The sequence below is a fragment of the Halomonas sp. ND22Bw genome (genome assembly GCF_003011945.1).
GTDB lineage: Bacteria > Pseudomonadota > Gammaproteobacteria > Pseudomonadales > Halomonadaceae > Halomonas > Halomonas halophila.
In genome coordinates this window covers 1-252 of record NZ_PXWD01001362.1, presented here as the reverse complement: position 1 = coordinate 252, position 252 = coordinate 1, and the positions used below count along the sequence as shown (strand labels likewise).

The following is a 252-nucleotide window of genomic DNA, read 5'->3' as shown; positions in this document are numbered from 1 at the left end:
CGGCTGGGCTATGTCGTCGATTTCGCCGACCTGCACTTCGGCGAGTGGCGCCCGTTCCTGATCTTCAACGTCGCCGACGCGGCGATTACCATCGGCGTGCTGATTCTGCTGGCACGCGCGCTCCTGATCCGCGAGAAGCGGCCCGATCCTTCGTAGAATGTCCATGCGTAAGTCTGTCGTCGTGGTGGCCTCGCTCACGGCGCTTGCCCTTGTCTCGGGCTGCGGGAAAAGCGGTTACGACCGCGCGCGTCC

Annotated in this window: 1 protein-coding gene; it reads left to right on the top strand. The window is 64.7% G+C overall.

Translation table 11 applies throughout. The annotated features are described in order from the left end of the window. Positions 1-3 precede the first annotated feature (3 nt). Positions 4-156 carry a signal peptidase II gene (locus tag CVH10_RS22630; protein WP_369335983.1) on the top strand — a complete coding sequence of 51 codons (153 nt, stop codon included), beginning with the start codon at positions 4-6 and terminating at the stop codon, positions 154-156. Positions 157-252 lie beyond the last annotated feature (96 nt).